The organism is Alcanivorax sp. VBW004, from assembly GCF_009718865.1.
In the GTDB taxonomy this organism is placed as follows: domain Bacteria; phylum Pseudomonadota; class Gammaproteobacteria; order Pseudomonadales; family Alcanivoracaceae; genus Alcanivorax.
In genome coordinates, this window is the sequence record NZ_WNHC01000001.1 from 2,731,724 (window position 1) to 2,747,645 (window position 15,922).

General features: G+C 57.5%; 12 protein-coding genes. 11 read left to right on the plus strand and 1 reads right to left on the minus strand.

Annotation, left to right across the window (positions count from 1 at the left end; all coding sequences use genetic code 11):
* The first annotated feature begins 10 nt into the window (after window positions 1–10).
* The 6 genes from F1529_RS12420 to sucD all read left to right on the plus strand — a co-directional run bounded on the left by F1529_RS12420 (window position 11) and on the right by sucD (window position 8,893).
* A complete protein-coding gene (locus tag F1529_RS12420) occupies window positions 11–727 on the plus strand; it encodes a succinate dehydrogenase iron-sulfur subunit (protein ID WP_007151181.1) in 717 nt (238 codons plus the stop codon).
* A 392-nt stretch (window positions 728–1,119) separates the two neighbouring features.
* Window positions 1,120–3,954 carry a 2-oxoglutarate dehydrogenase E1 component gene (locus tag F1529_RS12425; RefSeq protein WP_039926009.1) on the plus strand — a complete coding sequence of 945 codons (2,835 nt, stop codon included), beginning with the start codon at window positions 1,120–1,122 and terminating at the stop codon, window positions 3,952–3,954.
* A gap of 16 nt (window positions 3,955–3,970) precedes the next feature.
* Entirely contained in the window at window positions 3,971–5,245 is a 1,275-nt protein-coding gene (gene odhB, locus F1529_RS12430; protein ID WP_155135186.1) for a 2-oxoglutarate dehydrogenase complex dihydrolipoyllysine-residue succinyltransferase, read from the plus strand.
* A 92-nt stretch (window positions 5,246–5,337) separates the two neighbouring features.
* Entirely contained in the window at window positions 5,338–6,777 is a 1,440-nt protein-coding gene (lpdA, locus tag F1529_RS12435; RefSeq protein ID WP_007150308.1) for a dihydrolipoyl dehydrogenase, read from the plus strand.
* A 74-nt stretch (window positions 6,778–6,851) separates the two neighbouring features.
* Complete coding sequence (sucC, locus tag F1529_RS12440; protein WP_007149713.1) at window positions 6,852–8,021, plus strand: ADP-forming succinate--CoA ligase subunit beta; 1,170 nt, start codon at window positions 6,852–6,854, stop codon at window positions 8,019–8,021.
* Window positions 8,018–8,893: a succinate--CoA ligase subunit alpha gene (gene sucD, locus F1529_RS12445; RefSeq protein WP_007150875.1), complete on the plus strand. Its 876-nt coding sequence runs from the start codon at window positions 8,018–8,020 to the stop codon at window positions 8,891–8,893. Before sucC ends, sucD begins: the two co-directional genes overlap by 4 nt.
* A 54-nt stretch (window positions 8,894–8,947) precedes the next feature.
* Here the strand turns inward: sucD and F1529_RS12450 are convergent, their stop codons facing one another.
* A complete protein-coding gene (locus tag F1529_RS12450) occupies window positions 8,948–9,184 on the minus strand; it encodes a PA3496 family putative envelope integrity protein (protein WP_007150109.1) in 237 nt (78 codons plus the stop codon).
* Window positions 9,185–9,536: 352 nt separating this feature from the next.
* Between F1529_RS12450 and F1529_RS12455 the strand changes: the two genes are divergently transcribed.
* From F1529_RS12455 to sixA, 5 genes are all read left to right on the plus strand, one after another.
* On the plus strand, window positions 9,537–11,153 hold the full coding sequence (locus tag F1529_RS12455) for a hypothetical protein (protein WP_155135188.1): 1,617 nt from the start codon (window positions 9,537–9,539) through the stop codon (window positions 11,151–11,153).
* A complete protein-coding gene (locus F1529_RS12460; protein ID WP_155135190.1) occupies window positions 11,150–12,052 on the plus strand; it encodes a TIGR01777 family oxidoreductase in 903 nt (300 codons plus the stop codon). Before F1529_RS12455 ends, F1529_RS12460 begins: the two co-directional genes overlap by 4 nt.
* Window positions 12,053–12,124: 72 nt before the next feature.
* A complete protein-coding gene (gene htpG, locus F1529_RS12465; RefSeq protein ID WP_290518296.1) occupies window positions 12,125–13,975 on the plus strand; it encodes a molecular chaperone HtpG in 1,851 nt (616 codons plus the stop codon).
* Window positions 13,976–14,244: 269 nt separating this feature from the next.
* A complete protein-coding gene (locus F1529_RS12470; RefSeq protein WP_007150965.1) occupies window positions 14,245–15,276 on the plus strand; it encodes an NAD(P)H-dependent glycerol-3-phosphate dehydrogenase in 1,032 nt (343 codons plus the stop codon).
* Window positions 15,273–15,755, plus strand: coding sequence for a phosphohistidine phosphatase SixA (gene sixA / locus F1529_RS12475; RefSeq protein ID WP_155135194.1), 483 nt, complete (start codon window positions 15,273–15,275; stop codon window positions 15,753–15,755). Before F1529_RS12470 ends, sixA begins: the two co-directional genes overlap by 4 nt.
* Window positions 15,756–15,922 lie beyond the last annotated feature (167 nt).

Consider the following 15,922-nt stretch of genomic DNA (forward strand, 5'->3'; position numbering starts at 1 on the left):
GGAGCTAACGATGAAAGTCAGTATCTATCGCTACAATCCGGAAACGGATCGCGAGCCGAGCATGAAGGAGTATGAGGTCGATACCCAGGGTAAAGACCTCATGGTGCTGGACATTCTCGCTCTGGTGAAAGAGCAGGACGAATCCATGTCCTACCGTCGCTCCTGCCGTGAAGGTGTTTGCGGTTCCGACGGCATGAACATGAACGGCAAGAACGGCCTGGCCTGTATCACTCCGCTGTCCCAGGTGGCGCCGGGTGTACTGGAAGGCAAAAAGCCGTTGATCCTGCGCCCGCTGCCGGGTCTGCCGGTCATTCGCGATCTGGTGGTGGACATGGGTATGTTCTACAACCAGTACGAAAAAGTGCAGCCGTACCTGCAGAACAGCTCGCCGGCTCCGGCCATCGAGCGCCTGCAGAGCCCGGAAGAGCGCGAGAAGCTGGATGGCCTGTACGAGTGTATTCTCTGTGCCTGCTGTTCAACCAGCTGCCCGAGCTTCTGGTGGAACCCGGACAAGTTCCTGGGGCCGGCAGCCCTGTTGCAGAGCTACCGCTTCCTGGCGGATAGCCGCGACACAGTGACTGAAGAGCGTCTGTCCAAACTGGACGACCCCTTCAGCCTGTTCCGCTGCCACGGCATCATGAACTGCGTCAGCGTTTGCCCGAAAGGGTTGAACCCGACCCGGGCCATCGGCCATATCCGTTCCATGCTGTTGGAGCGGGGCATCTGACCCGAAACAAAAAAGGCGGCCATCAGGCCGCCTTTTTTGTATCTAATAAAGTCGATGATGGCGTTTTGTGCTGTCTATTCGACGTTTTGCCAATGGCAGAAACATTCGGAAAGAGTCATAAGTTACTTTATGAATTCGGTGCCTAACAAAACCGAATTAAAAGGGCTACACTAGATAGCAGTTCGAGGTAATCCCTCGACGAGAGGTAGCAAGCTTCTACCCAGACCCGACCCGGTATGGGCGAGATAGCAGGTTGCATCTCATGGGTGGAACAGGGCTTAAAAGGCGTTGTTCCGAAAAATACGAGCGTACGGGAACAGGGTCGCCCCCCTGTGGTCGCAGTTACTCATACCACAGAGTGTGACAACCTCCCGCCGAAGGAACGAGCTAACATGCAAGACAGTTCCATGCAGCGGCAATGGCAGTCCTCCCATATCGGGGGAGCCAACGCTGCCTATGTCGATGAACTGTACGAATCCTACCTGACCGATCCTAATTCCGTGCCGGAAGACTGGCGCGTTTATTTCGAAAAACTCCCCAGTGTTGATACCGCCGTTGAATCCGACGTGCCCCACGCCGCCGTGCGTGAATACTTCCTGTTGCAGGCGAAGAATCGCTCGCGTGTGCAGAAGTTTGGTGCCGGTGCGGTCAGCACTGAGCATGAGCGTCGTCAGGTCCGTGTGCTGCACTTGATTGCAGCTTACCGAAACCGTGGCCACCAGGTGGCCAAGCTGGACCCGCTGGGGATCATGGAGCGCGAAGCCGTTCCAGACCTGGAACTGGCGCATCACGGTCTCAGCACGGCTGATCTGGATACCGTATTTCAAACGGGCAACCTGTTTATTGGTAAGCCCGAGACCTCCCTCCGCGATATCGTTGACTGCCTGACCAGTACCTACTGCTCCAGCGTGGGTGCGGAATACATGCACATGGTCAACACCGCGGAAAAACGCTGGTTGCAGCAGCGCATGGAAGGCGTGCGCTGTCACCCGGAATACGGTACGGACATCAAGAAACATATTCTTGAGCGCCTGTCCGCCGCCGAGGGCCTGGAAAAATACCTGGGCAGCAAGTACCCCGGCACCAAGCGTTTCGGCCTGGAAGGCGGCGAATCGCTGATTCCGTTGATGGACGAAATCATCCAGCGCGTGGGCAGTTATGGCGCCAAGGAACTGGTGATCGGAATGGCCCACCGTGGCCGTTTGAATGTGCTGGTCAACACCCTGGGCAAAAGCCCGAAAGACCTGTTCGAAGAATTCGACGGCAAGAGCTTCAACGAAACGGGCTCCGGTGACGTGAAGTATCACCAGGGCTTCTCGTCCAACGTACAAACGTCTGGCGGTGAAGTACATCTGGCCATGGCCTTCAACCCCTCACACCTGGAGATCGTGTCTCCGGTGGTTGAAGGGTCGGTACGTGCCCGTCAGGATCGCCGTGATGACGAAGGTGGCGAGCAGGTTGTTCCGATCATATTGCACGGTGATGCGGCTTTTGCCGGGCAGGGCGTGGTCATGGAGACATTCCAGATGTCCCAGACCCGCGGCTTCCACACCGGTGGTACCCTGCATGTGATCATCAACAACCAGGTAGGCTTTACCACCAGCCGGCGTGATGATGCCCGCTCCACCGAGTACTGCACCGATGTGGCAAAAATGGTGCAGGCGCCGATCTTCCACGTGAATGCGGATGATCCGGAAGCGGTGTATTTCGTCACCCAGCTTGCGGTGGATTACCGCATGCAGTTCAAGAAAGACGTGGTGATTGATCTGATCTGTTATCGCCGTTCGGGGCATAACGAGGCGGACGAGCCGTCCTCGACCCAGCCGATGATGTACAAAAAGATCAAAAGCCACCCGACCACCCGCACCCTGTATGCCGAGCAGCTGATCAACGAAAAAGTGATCAGTGAACAGGAAGCCCAGAAAACCGTGGATGACTACCGCGACATGCTGGACGCCGGTAACCATGTGGTGAAATCCCTGGTGCGTGAGCCAAACAAGGCACTGTTCGTGGACTGGTCTCCCTACATCGGCCACAAGGTGGAAGATGACTGGGATACGTCGTACCCGCTGAAGAAGTTGCAGGATCTGGCTACCCGCCTGGAAACACCGCCGGAAGGGGTGGTCGTTCAGCGTCAGGTGAAGAAAATTCTTGAAGACCGCCGCAAAATGACCGCCGGTGCCTTGCCGCTGAACTGGGGTTACGGGGAAACCATGGCCTATGCGACGCTGCTGGATCAGGGTTTTGCCATTCGTTTGACCGGCCAGGATAGTGGCCGCGGCACGTTCTCACACCGCCACGCGGTGCTGCACAACCAGAAAGACGGTGAGCAGTATGTGCCGCTTCAACACCTCTACGAGGATCAGCCGCGCTTCGATATCTACGATTCATTGCTGTCTGAAGAAGCGGTGTTGGGGTACGAATATGGCTACGCGACTACCACGCCAAAATCCCTGGTGATTTGGGAAGCCCAGTTTGGTGATTTCGCCAACGGTGCCCAGGTGGTAATTGACCAGTTCATCTCTTCCGGCGAGGCCAAGTGGGGCCGTTTGTGTGGCCTGACCATGCTGCTTCCCCACGGCTATGAAGGGCAGGGCCCGGAGCACTCTTCTGCACGGCTGGAACGGTTCCTGCAACTGTGCGCAGAGCACAACATGCAGGTCTGTGTGCCGAGCACTCCCGGTCAGATTTATCACCTGCTGCGCCGTCAGGCTGTACGGCCACTGCGTAAACCGCTGGTGATAATGAGTCCGAAGAGCCTGTTGCGCCATAAAAAGGCCACATCTGCACTGGAAGATCTGGCCCATGGCACCTTCCATTCGGTGCTGGATGACCTGGCTGATCTGGATCGCAAGAAGATCAAGCGCGTGGTGATGTGTTCCGGCAAGGTCTACTACGACCTGCTGGAAAAACGCGATGGCGATGATCTGAGCGATACCGCGCTGGTACGCATTGAGCAGTTGTACCCGTTCCCGGAGCAGCGCTTGCAGGAGATTCTTGAGAGCTATCCGAACCTGGAACATTTGGTCTGGTGTCAGGAAGAGCCCATGAATCAGGGCGCCTGGTATTGCTCTCAGCATCATATGTACCGTGTAGCAACAAAAGCTGGCGTGGGGCCTGTGCATTACGCTGGCCGCGATATGGCGGCCGCCCCGGCGGCAGGTTCAATGTCACTGCACGTGGAACAACAGCAGCGTCTGGTTCAGGACGCCTTCGAGATTAAGTAACAGTTAAGGATTAGGCATGGCGACTGATATCAAAGCCCCGCAGTTCCCGGAATCAGTAGCAGACGGCACCGTAGCCACCTGGCACAAACAGGAAGGTGAAGCGGTGAAGCGTGATGAGCTGCTGGTCGATATTGAAACCGACAAGGTTGTGCTTGAAGTGGTGGCACCGGCCGATGGCGTGGTCAGCAAGATCATGGCGGCCGAGGGTGAAACCGTAGAAAGCCAGCAGGTATTGGGCACCTTCGATGAAGGGGCCAGCGGCAGTGCCGGCAAGAGCGATGAGAAGCCGGCAAAGGCAGAGAGTGATGATGACTCTGCGGACAAGAAGGGCGACAAGCAGGAAGAGAAAGCGGACGCGAAGTCCGAGCCTGTTGACGACGATGACAGTGCCGGCGATCAGGCGGGCCCGGCGGCCCGTAAGCTGATGAGCGAGCATGGTATCGCCGCAGACCAGGTGAAAGGCACAGGCCGTGGTGGCCGCATTACCAAGGGTGATGTGGAAAAGGTCATCACTGAGAAAGCGGAGAAACGTGCCAGCCAGCCTGCGCCGCAACAACCGGCGACTCTGGACGTACCGGGAGCACCGGGTGAGCGTGAAGAGCGTCGGGTGCCAATGACCCGTTTGCGCAAGCGGATTGCCGAGCGCCTGGTGTCGGCCCAGCAGGATTCGGCCATGTTGACCACCTTCAACGAGGTCAACATGAAACCGATTATGGATATGCGCAAGCATTACCAGCCGGAATTCGAGAAAGCCCATAACGTGCGTCTCGGCTTTATGGGGTTCTTTACCCGTGCCTGTGTGGAAGCCCTGAAACGCTTCCCGGCGGTGAACGCCTCCATCGACGGTGAAGACATCGTTTATCACGGTTACTACGACGTCGGTGTGGCTGTCTCCACCGAACGGGGGCTGGTTGTGCCTGTGCTTCGCGATGCGGACCAGAAAGGCCTGGCGGAAGTGGAATCGCAGATCATCGAGTACGGCCAGAAAGCCCAGAAGGGCAAGCTGTCCATTGAAGAGATGACCGGCGGCACCTTCACCATTTCCAACGGCGGGGTGTTTGGTTCACTGATTTCCACGCCGATTCTGAACCCGCCGCAAACGGCGATTCTGGGTATGCACAAGATCCAGGAACGGCCCATGGCGGTGGACGGCAAAGTGGAAATCCTGCCAATGATGTATCTGGCCCTGTCCTATGATCATCGCCTTATCGATGGCAAGGAAGCGGTGCAGTTCCTGGTTGCAGTGAAGAACTTTATCGAGGATCCGGCGCGCCTGCTGCTGGATATCTGAATGTACGCCTGCACGCTTCATGCTGGCACGCACACGCGACATGGCGTGCCAGCGTGTTGCGTGAAGCGTGCCAGCGATAGAAGGAATAGAGCATGAGTGACAACTACGACGTCATCATCATTGGTGGTGGTCCTGGTGGCTATGTGGCCGCGATCCGGTGTGCGCAACTGGGGCTGAACACGGCTTGTATCGAAAAGCGTATCAATAAACAGGATGAGCCGGCTCTGGGCGGTACCTGTCTGAATGTGGGCTGTATTCCGTCCAAGGCGCTGCTGGATTCTTCATGGAAATACCACGAAACCGAATCGGCTCTGGCGGATCATGGCATCAAGATCAAGGGTGCAGACCTGGACCTTGAGACCATGCTCAAACGCAAGGACACCATCGTCAAGAATTTGACCGGTGGTATTGCCCAGCTGTTCAAGGCCAACAAGGTGACCTGGCTGCAGGGCACAGGCCAGCTGAAAAGCGGCAAGCAGGTGGAATTCCAGCCTCTGGAAGGTGACACACAGACCTTGCAGGCCGAGCACGTCATTCTGGCTGCCGGTTCTGTGCCGGTGGATATTCCGGTGGCGTCCGTCGACCAAAAAGTAATTGTGGATTCCACCGGGGCACTGGATTTTGACAAGGTACCCAAGCGCCTTGGTGTGATTGGTGCCGGCGTGATCGGCCTGGAGTTGGGCAGTGTATGGGGCCGTCTGGGCAGTGAGGTTGTTGTGCTGGAGGCGGTGGATGACTTCCTGCCTGCAGTGGACAAGCAGATTGCCAAGGATGCCCAGAAGCAGTTCACCAAACAGGGGCTGGATATTCGCTTGGGCGCCCGCGTCACCGGTTCCGAAGTGAAGAAGGATCAGGTCGTGGTGAGCTTCACCGACAAGGATGGCGAGCAGGAAGAAACCTTCGATCGCTTGATTGTGGCGGTGGGCCGTCGTCCTTATACCGAAGGCCTGCTTAGCCAGGACGCCGGTGTCAGCCTGGATGAGCGTAATTATATTTACGTGGACAGCCAGTGCCGCACTGATGTCCCCGGCGTTTACGCCATTGGTGACCTGGTGCGTGGTCCGGCCTTGGCCCACAAGGCCATCGAAGAAGGTGTCATGGTCGCGGAAGTGATCATGGGCGAAAGCACCCAGGTGAACTACGACGCCGTTCCCGGGGTGATTTATACCCACCCGGAAGTGGCATGGGTCGGCAAGACCGAAGAAGAAGTAAAGGATTCCGGTGATGCTTACAAGACCGGAGCCGTACCCTTTGCGGCCAATGGGCGAGCCATGGCGGCCGGTGAAACCGGTGGCATGGTGAAGTTTGTAGCCGACGAAAAGACCGACCGTATTTTGGGAATGCACGTAGTAGGCCCGCAGGCGTCCGAGCTGATTCAGCAAGGCGTTATAGCCATGGAGTTTGGGGCTACCGTGGAAGATTTGCAGCTGATGGTGTTTGGTCACCCAAGCCTGTCAGAAACCGTTCATGAAGCAGCCTTGGCCACGGACTTTAAAGCAATCCATGTGGCGCAGCGTCGTCGCAAGAAATAGCGCGGCATTTGAACGGCAGCGATAACGGCGCTTGAACAGGGCGCCACTAATTCATTGATGATGGAAGTATTGGCATGAATCTCCATGAGTATCAGTCAAAACAGCTTTTTGCTGATTATGGGTTGCCAGTCTCTACCGGCTTTGCCTGTGATACCCCGGAAGAGGTAGCAGCAAAGGCGAAAGAGATCGGTGGTGACAAGTGGGTCGTGAAGGCCCAGGTGCACGCTGGCGGTCGCGGTAAAGCCGGTGGTGTGAAGTTGGTGGATACCCCGGAAGACGCGGCGGCGTTTGCCAAGCAGTGGCTGGGCAAAAACCTGGTGACGTTCCAGACCGATGAACACGGCCAGCCGGTATCAAAAATCCTGGTGGAAACCTGCACCGATATTGCCAAAGAGCTGTATCTGAGTGCGGTACTGGACCGTGCCAGCCGCCGTGTTGTCTTCATGGCCTCCACCGAAGGTGGCGTGGACATCGAAACGGTCGCAGAAGAAACCCCGGAGAAAATTCTCAAGGCGGAAATCGACCCGCTGGTGGGGGCACAGCCCTACCAGGCTCGTGAAATTGCGTTCCAGCTGGGCCTGGAAGGCAAACAGGTCAACCAGTTTGCCAAGATCTTTGTAGGCCTGGCCAAGCTGTTCATCGACAAGGACCTGGCGCTGATCGAAGTGAACCCGCTGGTGATTACCGATGAGGGCGATCTGCACTGCCTGGATGCCAAGATCAACGTGGATGGCTCCGCGCTGTATCGTCATCCGGACATCAAGGCTCTGGACGATCCCAGTCAGGAAGACGAGCGTGAGCGTCGTGCTGCCGAATGGGACCTGAACTACGTGGCGCTGGACGGCAACATCGGTTGCATGGTGAATGGTGCGGGCCTGGCCATGGGCACCATGGACCTGGTGAAGCTGAAAGGCGGTGCGCCGGCCAACTTCCTCGACGTGGGCGGTGGTGCTACCAAAGAGCGCGTTACCGAAGCGTTCAAAATCATCCTGTCTGATGATCAGGTAAAGGGCGTTCTGGTGAACATCTTTGGCGGTATTGTCCGTTGTGACCTGATTGCCGAAGGCATTATCGGTGCTGTGGAAGAAGTGGGCGTGACGGTCCCGGTTGTGGTTCGTCTGGAAGGTAACAATGCGGAGCTGGGTTCCCAGAAGCTGGCAGAAAGCGGCATGAACATCATTGCCGCACAAAGTTTTGATGATGCTGCCGAACAGGTAGTGAAAGCAGTGGGAGGTGCCGCATGAGCGTATTGATCGACAAAAACACCAAGGTTATCTGCCAGGGCTTCACCGGCAGCCAGGGCACACTCCACTCTGAACAGGCCATTGAGTACGGCACTCAGATGGTGGGTGGTGTCACCCCGGGTAAAGGCGGCCAGACCCACCTGGGCCTGCCGGTATTCAACACCGTGGCAGAAGCCGTGGCTGAAACCGGCGCCACCGCCAGCGTGATCTATGTGCCCGCACCGTTCTGCAAGGACTCCATTCTGGAAGCCGCAGACGCCGGCATCGAACTGATCGTCTGCATTACCGAAGGGGTTCCTGCACTGGATATGCTGTTCGTCAAAGAGTATATCTCCCGAATGGACGGCGTTCGTCTGATCGGCCCGAACTGCCCCGGGGTAATTACTCCGGGTGAGTGCAAAATCGGGATCATGCCGGGCCATATCCACAAGCCGGGCAAGGTAGGCATCGTGTCCCGTTCCGGTACCCTGACCTATGAAGCGGTTAACCAAACCACCAAGCTGGGCTTTGGTCAGTCTTCCTGTATTGGTATTGGCGGTGACCCGATTCCGGGCATGACATTCATTGATGCGCTGGAATTGTTCCAGAATGACCCGCAGACCGAAGCCATTGTGATGGTGGGTGAGATCGGCGGTACCGCAGAAGATGAAGCGGCTGCCTATATCAAGGAGAACGTCACCAAGCCGGTGGTGAGCTACATCGCGGGCGTAACGGCTCCGGCGGGCAAACGCATGGGCCACGCTGGCGCCATCATTGCCGGTGGTAAAGGGACGGCAGATGAAAAGTTTGCGGTTCTGGAAGCGGCGGGTGTGAAGACCGTGCGCAACCCGGCAGAAATCGGCAAAGCCGTGAAAGAAGCGACTGGCTGGTAAAACCGCCGTTAGCGATACAAAAAAGGCCGGCATTTGCCGGCCTTTTTTGTGGGCTTAGTGGAGGAGGTCGTCGTCCAGGTCAAAGGACTCGTATTCATTGAGTTCCTTTTTCAGGCGGCGCTCTTCCAGCCGATCTTCGATGCGATGGCGCATGTCCATATTGAAGGAGCGGCTGCGAGCACTACGCTCTTCCTGCTCTTCCTCATCCACATTGTCATCCAGGATATCGAAATCTTCGTTCATCAGCAGATCTTCCGAATCAAGGTCTTGCTCATTACGATGGTTACTCATGGTGGCCTCCTTCCTGACCTCCTCAAACAACCTGTTACACGGGCCCATCGGGTCCGGTTCCCCGGTTTCCCGATGTCCTCAGCGCCTGTATATCCTCTGACTTTCAGCCTGACAAGTTTTTTTTTCTTTTCAATGATGAGTGGCGCTGAACGTCCGGGCAGAAGGTCTGCGTAATGATGAATAACCGCTTGCAGCGGGCGGTTCGGGAAGGCTAAATGTGATGCATATCATGCCCTTCACTCTAATAGGAAAATCAGTAACTTAAGTGCTGGAATGCCCGCAAAAGGCTTTGTAAAGTGGGGGAAGTTCGCCGGTTATCGGTAGGGCGACGACCCGTGGAGAGAATAAGAATATGGCAGAACTGCTGATTATTGTTGGGGTAAGCGCGCTCATCATCACCACGCTGGGGCTGATGCATGAAGCCGGTAGCCGGGGCCACAGCTCGCTTTTTTTTCTGGTGCCGCTGGTAAGCCTGGGGCAGGTGCAAAGCCATTGGGAATATTATCGCTGGTGGGCGCTGGGCCGTGTGGCAGCGGTGCTGACCACTGCGGTTGGCATAGGCCTGTTCGTGGTCACAGGCGGGAGCCTGGCGGGGGACGTTTCTGCGCAACCGGTATCCAGCCAGAGTGGCCAGGTACTGCGTGGTGAGAAAAAAGCCAGCAGCACGGCCTTTGTTTCCTCGGAAGAGTCCGCTCTGCTGGTCGTGGCTGGGCAGGGTAAGCGCCTGACCGGGCGTTTGCACGGTGAGACATTCCGCTACGACCGGGTTGCTCTCATTGATGGGGTATTGACCCTGAGCCAGGGCGAAGGCTTTCTGGCCGATCTGGAAGTGCGCGTTCTGCTGGGCTGGAACCCGGAAGACATTACCGAACGTCGAACGTTGATTGTGGGCCCGTCTGATGAGGATGGCCCTGTGGTGCATCTGTCCTGGAAGCCGGAGAACCAGGACTACCCTGAAACCCGTATTTTCGACGGCGGCTATCGTATGGAGTTGGCGCTGGCACCGCTGGATACCGGGCAGCTTTCCGGTTCCCTTGTGTTGGTCATGCCGGACAGTTTCAAGAGCTATCTGACCGGGGACTTCACCGCCCATACCAACCATCTGCGTTACCGCAACGGCCAGGTCGACCTGTACTTTGATCACGAAGATACCCTGGCCCATGTGGCGGAGGAGTTTCTGCGAACCCAATTTCCAGAAGGGGCCGTGAGCACGATTGAGGCCCGCCATGTGACCCTGCGCCGCACGGAAAACAGCGGCCAGGTCATGGCCGTGGTGGAATTGAGTAATGGTGCCGTGCAGGAACGCACGGTACGTCTGGAGAAGAGTGACGTGGGCTGGGCAGTGGTTGCTGGCTCCATGGAAACCCGTGTCACCACCGCCGCAAAAGAGGGCGGGTTGGAGCTGGTGGCACCAAGTGCCGAGAAGCCGGCTGAACCAGAACGGGCTGCGCCAGAACCGATTACGCAGACGTTCCCGGAACTGGTGGCGTACGAAAACCAGTCGGTGGTGCTGGAAACTACCGGAGGGCGAACTCTGGAAGGCGTCTTGCGCAAGGTGGGTGGCGATCGCCTGTGGCTGGTAAGGAATGTGGGCAGTGGCAATGTGGAGCGCAGTGTGGGGGCGGATGAATTAAAGTCCCTGACTCTGTCCTCCGGTCAGAAAGTGGTGCTGACGGCGTCTGAGGGCGATCAGCCGGAGGCCGTTGGGGTTGAGCCGGCAGAGCCAGCGGCTGCCCCGAGCCATACCGCAGAGACCGTGCCCGCTGAACAAACTCCGGCTGCGAGCAGTGAACTCAAGGCACTGGTAGGGAAAAACGTGACGATTGAGGCCAATGAGGGTCCCCGGCGCACGGGGATTTTGCAGGCAGTGGCTGACGATCACCTGACCTTGAGTGTGCCGTTGGGCGCGGGCAATATGGAGTACTTCTACGATATCGACAGTATTCGCCACATAGAGGCTGCCCGTTGAAGGTACTGATAACCGGTGGCAGTGGGTTCATTGGCCAGCATCTTTGCCGGCGACTGGCTGCCCACGGCCACGAGCTGACCGTTCTCACCCGCAAACCCCGTAAAGCCGCTCGCGTGCTGCCGGAAGGGGCGCGCCTGGTGACATCTCTGGATGACATAGAGAACGATGCAGCGATTGACGGCATCGTCAACCTGGCGGGCGAAAGCCTGTTTGCCGGCCGCTGGACTGAACGGCGCAAGAAAACGCTGTTTGCGTCGCGGGTCGGTGTCACGGAAGGCGTGGTGGGGCTGGTGTCCCGGCTGGATCGTAAACCGGCGGTGCTGGTTTCCGGATCAGCCGTGGGGTTTTATGGCAACGCGGATAACGCCGAACTGTCTGAAGAAAGCCCGGCGCGCAGGCGTGATTTCGGTTACTTGCTTTGCGACGCCTGGGAGCAGGCCGCCCGGCCGGTATCGCGCCAGGGGGTAAGGTTATGCCTGGTGCGCACGGGTATCGTGCTGGGTAGCGATGGCGGCATGCTGAGCAAGTTGCTGCCGGTATATCGGCTTGGGCTTGGCGCCATGCTCGGTGACGGCAACCAGTGGCTGAGCTGGGTGCATATTGACGACATGGTGGCGGTGCTGGTGCGGGCGCTGGAAACCCCGGGTGTGGACGGCGTGTTCAACGCCTGTGCGCCGGCGCCGGTGACCCAACGCGAGTTCCACCACACCCTTGCCCGAAAAGTGAAGCGCCCGGCGCTGCTGCGTGTGCCATCCGCGGCGCTCAAGGCGGGCTTAGGCGAGCAATCGGCCATGCTGATTGGCGGGCAGCGGGTTTATCCCCGCCGCCTGGAGCAGCAGGGCTTCATTTTCCGATTTCCGGACCTGGATTCCGCTCTGTCTCATCTGATCAGGCGTTAGCTCGCCCCCTTGAAAAAAAACGGTTTGCCCATATCTGTTCCTCAACATTACCCGCAGGTTCAGGAGTTAATCGTGTCAGCAGAAAAACAAACCCATGGGTTTCAGGCGGAAGTATCCCGCCTTCTTCACTTGATGATTCATTCTCTTTACAGCAACCGTGAAATCTTTTTGCGGGAGTTGATATCCAATGCATCGGATGCGTGCGACAAGCTACGTTTCCAGGCGCTGGATAATCCTGCGCTGCTGGAGCAGGGTGATGAACCCCGCATTACCCTGCAAGTGGACAAGGACGCGGGCACGCTGACCATTACCGACAACGGCATTGGCATGGGCCAGGATGAGGTAGTGGATAACCTGGGCACGATTGCCCGTTCCGGAACGGAAAAATTCCTCGCCAACCTGAGCGGTGACCAAAAGAAAGATGCTCAGCTAATTGGTCAATTCGGTGTGGGGTTTTATTCGGCCTTTATCGTGGCTGACACCGTCACCGTGGAAACCCGCAAGGCCGGCGAAGCCGCGGCTGATGGCGTGCGTTGGGAGAGTGACGGGAAAGGTGAGTTTTCCGTGGAGCCGCTTACCCGTGATGAGTCCGGCACAGCGGTGATTCTGCATCTGCGTGACGACGCCCGTGATTTTCTTGATGATTTTAAGATTCGCCAGGTGATAGGTCAGTATTCCGACCATGTGGCTTTCCCGATTGTGTTGGTGACAGCCCCGGACGGTGATGACGAGGGCAAAGAGGAAACGCTGAATTCCGCCACCGCGCTCTGGCAACGGCCGCGAAGCGAAGTCACGGATGAGGAATACCAGAACTTTTACAAGCACATCAGTCATGACTTTCAGGACGCACTGACCTGGAGCCATAACAAGGTGGAAGGCAAGCTGGAGTACACCAGCCTGCTTTATATTCCGGCCCGTGCGCCGTTTGATCTGTACCAGCGTGAAGCCAACCGTGGCCTGAAGTTATACGTCCAGCGCGTTTTCATCATGGATGATGCAGAACAATTCCTGCCCCAGTACTTGCGCTTCATCAAGGGGGTGATTGATGCCCCGGATCTGCCGCTGAATGTGAGCCGCGAGTTGCTGCAGGATTATGGCCCGGTACAGAAGATTCGTGCTGCGCTGACCAAGCGTGTGCTGCAGATGCTGAAGAAACTCAGCAATGATGATGAACAGTACGCCACCTTCTGGGCCCAGTTTGGCCAGGTGATCAAGGAAGGGGTGGCCGAAGACCGTGATAACCAGCAAGCCATCGCTGCCTTGTTGCGCTTTGCCACCAGTAGTAACCCGGATTCGGTGACTACCTCCCTGGATCACTATCTGGACAACAAGCCTGCAGAGCAGGACAGCATCTACTACCTGCTGGCGGACACCCCGTCGGCCGCGCGACAAAGCCCGCACCTGGAAGTGTTCCGCAAAAAAGGCATTGAAGTCTTGCTGCTCAGTGATCCCGTCGATGAATGGATGGTGGGCTATCTGGAAAGCTACAAGGATGTGAAGCTGGTCAATGCTGCCCGTGGTGAGCTGGACCTGGGCGATGATGAACAGGCGAACAACGATGATCCGCTGATTCAACGCCTGTCCGGGAGCCTGAGCGAGCATGTGGAAGCGGTGCGTGCGACGACGCGTCTGGTGGATTCCCCGGCCTGTCTGGTACTGGCGGAAGACCAGCTCGGCCCGCAGATGCGTCGAATGCTGGAAGCGGCAGGTCAGCCTGTTCCGGAGAACAAGCCGGTACTGGAGGTAAACCTGAGCCACGATTTGTTGGCCAAACTGAGCAGCATCGACGCGGGGGAGCGCTTTGATGATCTGGCTGCACTGTTGCTGGACCAGGCTATGTTGGCGGAAGGCCAGCTGCCAAAGGACCCGGCGGCAACCGCGCGTCGAATGCATGAAATGCTGGTGAAGACAGTCAGCAATTGATGGCAGACATCTGAACGCGCAAAGCTGGACGGCCCCCTTTTTCCCGAAAAGTGGGGCCGTTTTCGTTCATGGCGCGACGCAGAAAGTGACAAGGCCTTGAGCGGGGTTGCCTGACCGATCTTTCGCAGTGAGAGCCAGAAGCTGGGCGCCTGACGCGAAAGCCTGCAAAGTGGCTGGCTGGTGCTTTGATTAATCTTTCAGCGGCTCCTTAACTGTCAACTGTCCACGGCTTCAATTATGATGCCCGAAAGCGTAAACAAGGCGTTCCTATGACGCAGAACAAGCATAATGCCGCCATTCTTGGCGGGGGCAGTTTCGGTACTGCCATGGCCAGCATCCTTGCGGCCAACGGCCACAGCGTGAACCTGTGGGTGCGCGATCCGGAAACTGCGGCCGCGATCAATATTGATCGCGAGAACAGCCGCTACCTTCCCGGTGCCGAATTACCGGAAGGGGTGACGGCCACTGACAACCTGGAAGAAGCCTTAACACACGCCTCCATGGTTTTTGTGGCGATTCCCAGCAAGGCGTTTGCCGAGGTGCTGGAGCAGGCCCGTCAATGGGTGCCGGACAATACCCTGGTGATCAGTTGTACCAAGGGGATCTATGCGGAGGGTTTCCTGCTGATGAGCGAGCTGCTGCATCAGTATTGGCCGCATACCCGTATTGGCGTGCTCAGTGGCCCCAATCTGGCCAAGGAAGTGGTGGAGCAGAAATTCACCGGTACGGTGATCGCCAGCCCCGATGAGCAGCTGCGACAGACCGTGCAGGACGCGCTGAGCTGCGACTATTTCCGCGTGTACGACAACCCGGATATTTATGGTGTCGAACTTGGCGGGGCGTTAAAAAATATCTATGCGGTGGCATCAGGCATGGCCGCTGCCATCGGGGTAGGTGAGAACAGTCGCAGTTTCCTGATCACCCGTGCGCTGGCAGAAATGAGCCGCTTCGCGGTGGAACTTGGCGCCAATCCGATGACTTTCCTGGGCCTGTCCGGGGTGGGGGATCTGATTGCTACCTGTACCTCGTCGCTGTCACGCAATTACCAGGTGGGCTTCCAGCTCGGCGAAGGTAAAAGCCTGGAGGAAGCGATTGCGCACCTTGGGCAGACTGCCGAAGGGATTAATACCATCAAACTGGTGGCTGACAAGGCGGCGGAACTGGATGTTTATATGCCTTTGGCCACCGCGTTGTACAAGGTTGTCTATCACGGCAAGCCGCTGGAACTGGTAATCCAGAATCTAATGAGTGGTGAGTACAAACACGATGTGGAATTTCAGCTGGGTGCATTCAGCTCATGAAACTCTACCTTAGCCGCCACGGGCAGGCCGTGTCCCAGGCGGCCACGGATGCCCTGCGGCCGCTAACGGAAGCCGGACGGGCGGCACTGCTGTCGCATTGGCAATCCTTGCAAGGCCGTGGTGTCCAGATCAATGGCCTGATCGTGAGCCCGTACCTGCGCGCCCAGCAGACCGCAGATTGTATTGCCCAGGTATACAGTGGCTTATCCCGGCAAGAGTGCCCCTACCTGACCCCCGATAGCCAGCCCCAGGCCTTGTTTGACTGGCTGCTGGCTAACCCGCCAGCGTCGAATACGGTACTGGTGAGTCATATGCCGCTGGTGTCGCAATTGACCGCCAAATGGACCGGGGTACCAGAGCGGGTGGGCTTCAATGTGGGGACGGTTGCCTGTTTCGATGTGGATGTGACCGCCGCTGACGGAGCGCAGTTGCTATGGTTATGCAGTCCTGGCGAGGAGCTCACTAGCCTTAATCGGTGATTCACCACCCTTGATAGCCCCCTGTGCACCGTTCACCGATCCGGTCTTTGCAACGAGAGATTGGCGTCGTAGCCTGAATCTGGTGACACAACGAACGCATGGCAGACTCCTGAACCGTGTCACCGGAACCACACCTGAGGGGGGAAATCATGGTGTCTCCTTGCACC

What these genes read in the sequence shown, in the direction of transcription:
- F1529_RS12420 (WP_007151181.1), top strand. Translation starts at nt 11, where the DNA reads ATGAAAGTCAGTATCTATCGCTACAATCCGGAAACGGATCGCGAGCCG.
- F1529_RS12425 (WP_039926009.1), top strand. Translation starts at nt 1,120, where the DNA reads ATGCAAGACAGTTCCATGCAGCGGCAATGGCAGTCCTCCCATATCGGG.
- odhB (WP_155135186.1), top strand. Translation starts at nt 3,971, where the DNA reads ATGGCGACTGATATCAAAGCCCCGCAGTTCCCGGAATCAGTAGCAGAC.
- lpdA (WP_007150308.1), top strand. Translation starts at nt 5,338, where the DNA reads ATGAGTGACAACTACGACGTCATCATCATTGGTGGTGGTCCTGGTGGC.
- sucC (WP_007149713.1), top strand. Translation starts at nt 6,852, where the DNA reads ATGAATCTCCATGAGTATCAGTCAAAACAGCTTTTTGCTGATTATGGG.
- sucD (WP_007150875.1), top strand. Translation starts at nt 8,018, where the DNA reads ATGAGCGTATTGATCGACAAAAACACCAAGGTTATCTGCCAGGGCTTC.
- F1529_RS12450 (WP_007150109.1), bottom strand. Translation starts at nt 9,184, where the DNA reads ATGAGTAACCATCGTAATGAGCAAGACCTTGATTCGGAAGATCTGCTG.
- F1529_RS12455 (WP_155135188.1), top strand. Translation starts at nt 9,537, where the DNA reads ATGGCAGAACTGCTGATTATTGTTGGGGTAAGCGCGCTCATCATCACC.
- F1529_RS12470 (WP_007150965.1), top strand. Translation starts at nt 14,245, where the DNA reads ATGACGCAGAACAAGCATAATGCCGCCATTCTTGGCGGGGGCAGTTTC.
- sixA (WP_155135194.1), top strand. Translation starts at nt 15,273, where the DNA reads ATGAAACTCTACCTTAGCCGCCACGGGCAGGCCGTGTCCCAGGCGGCC.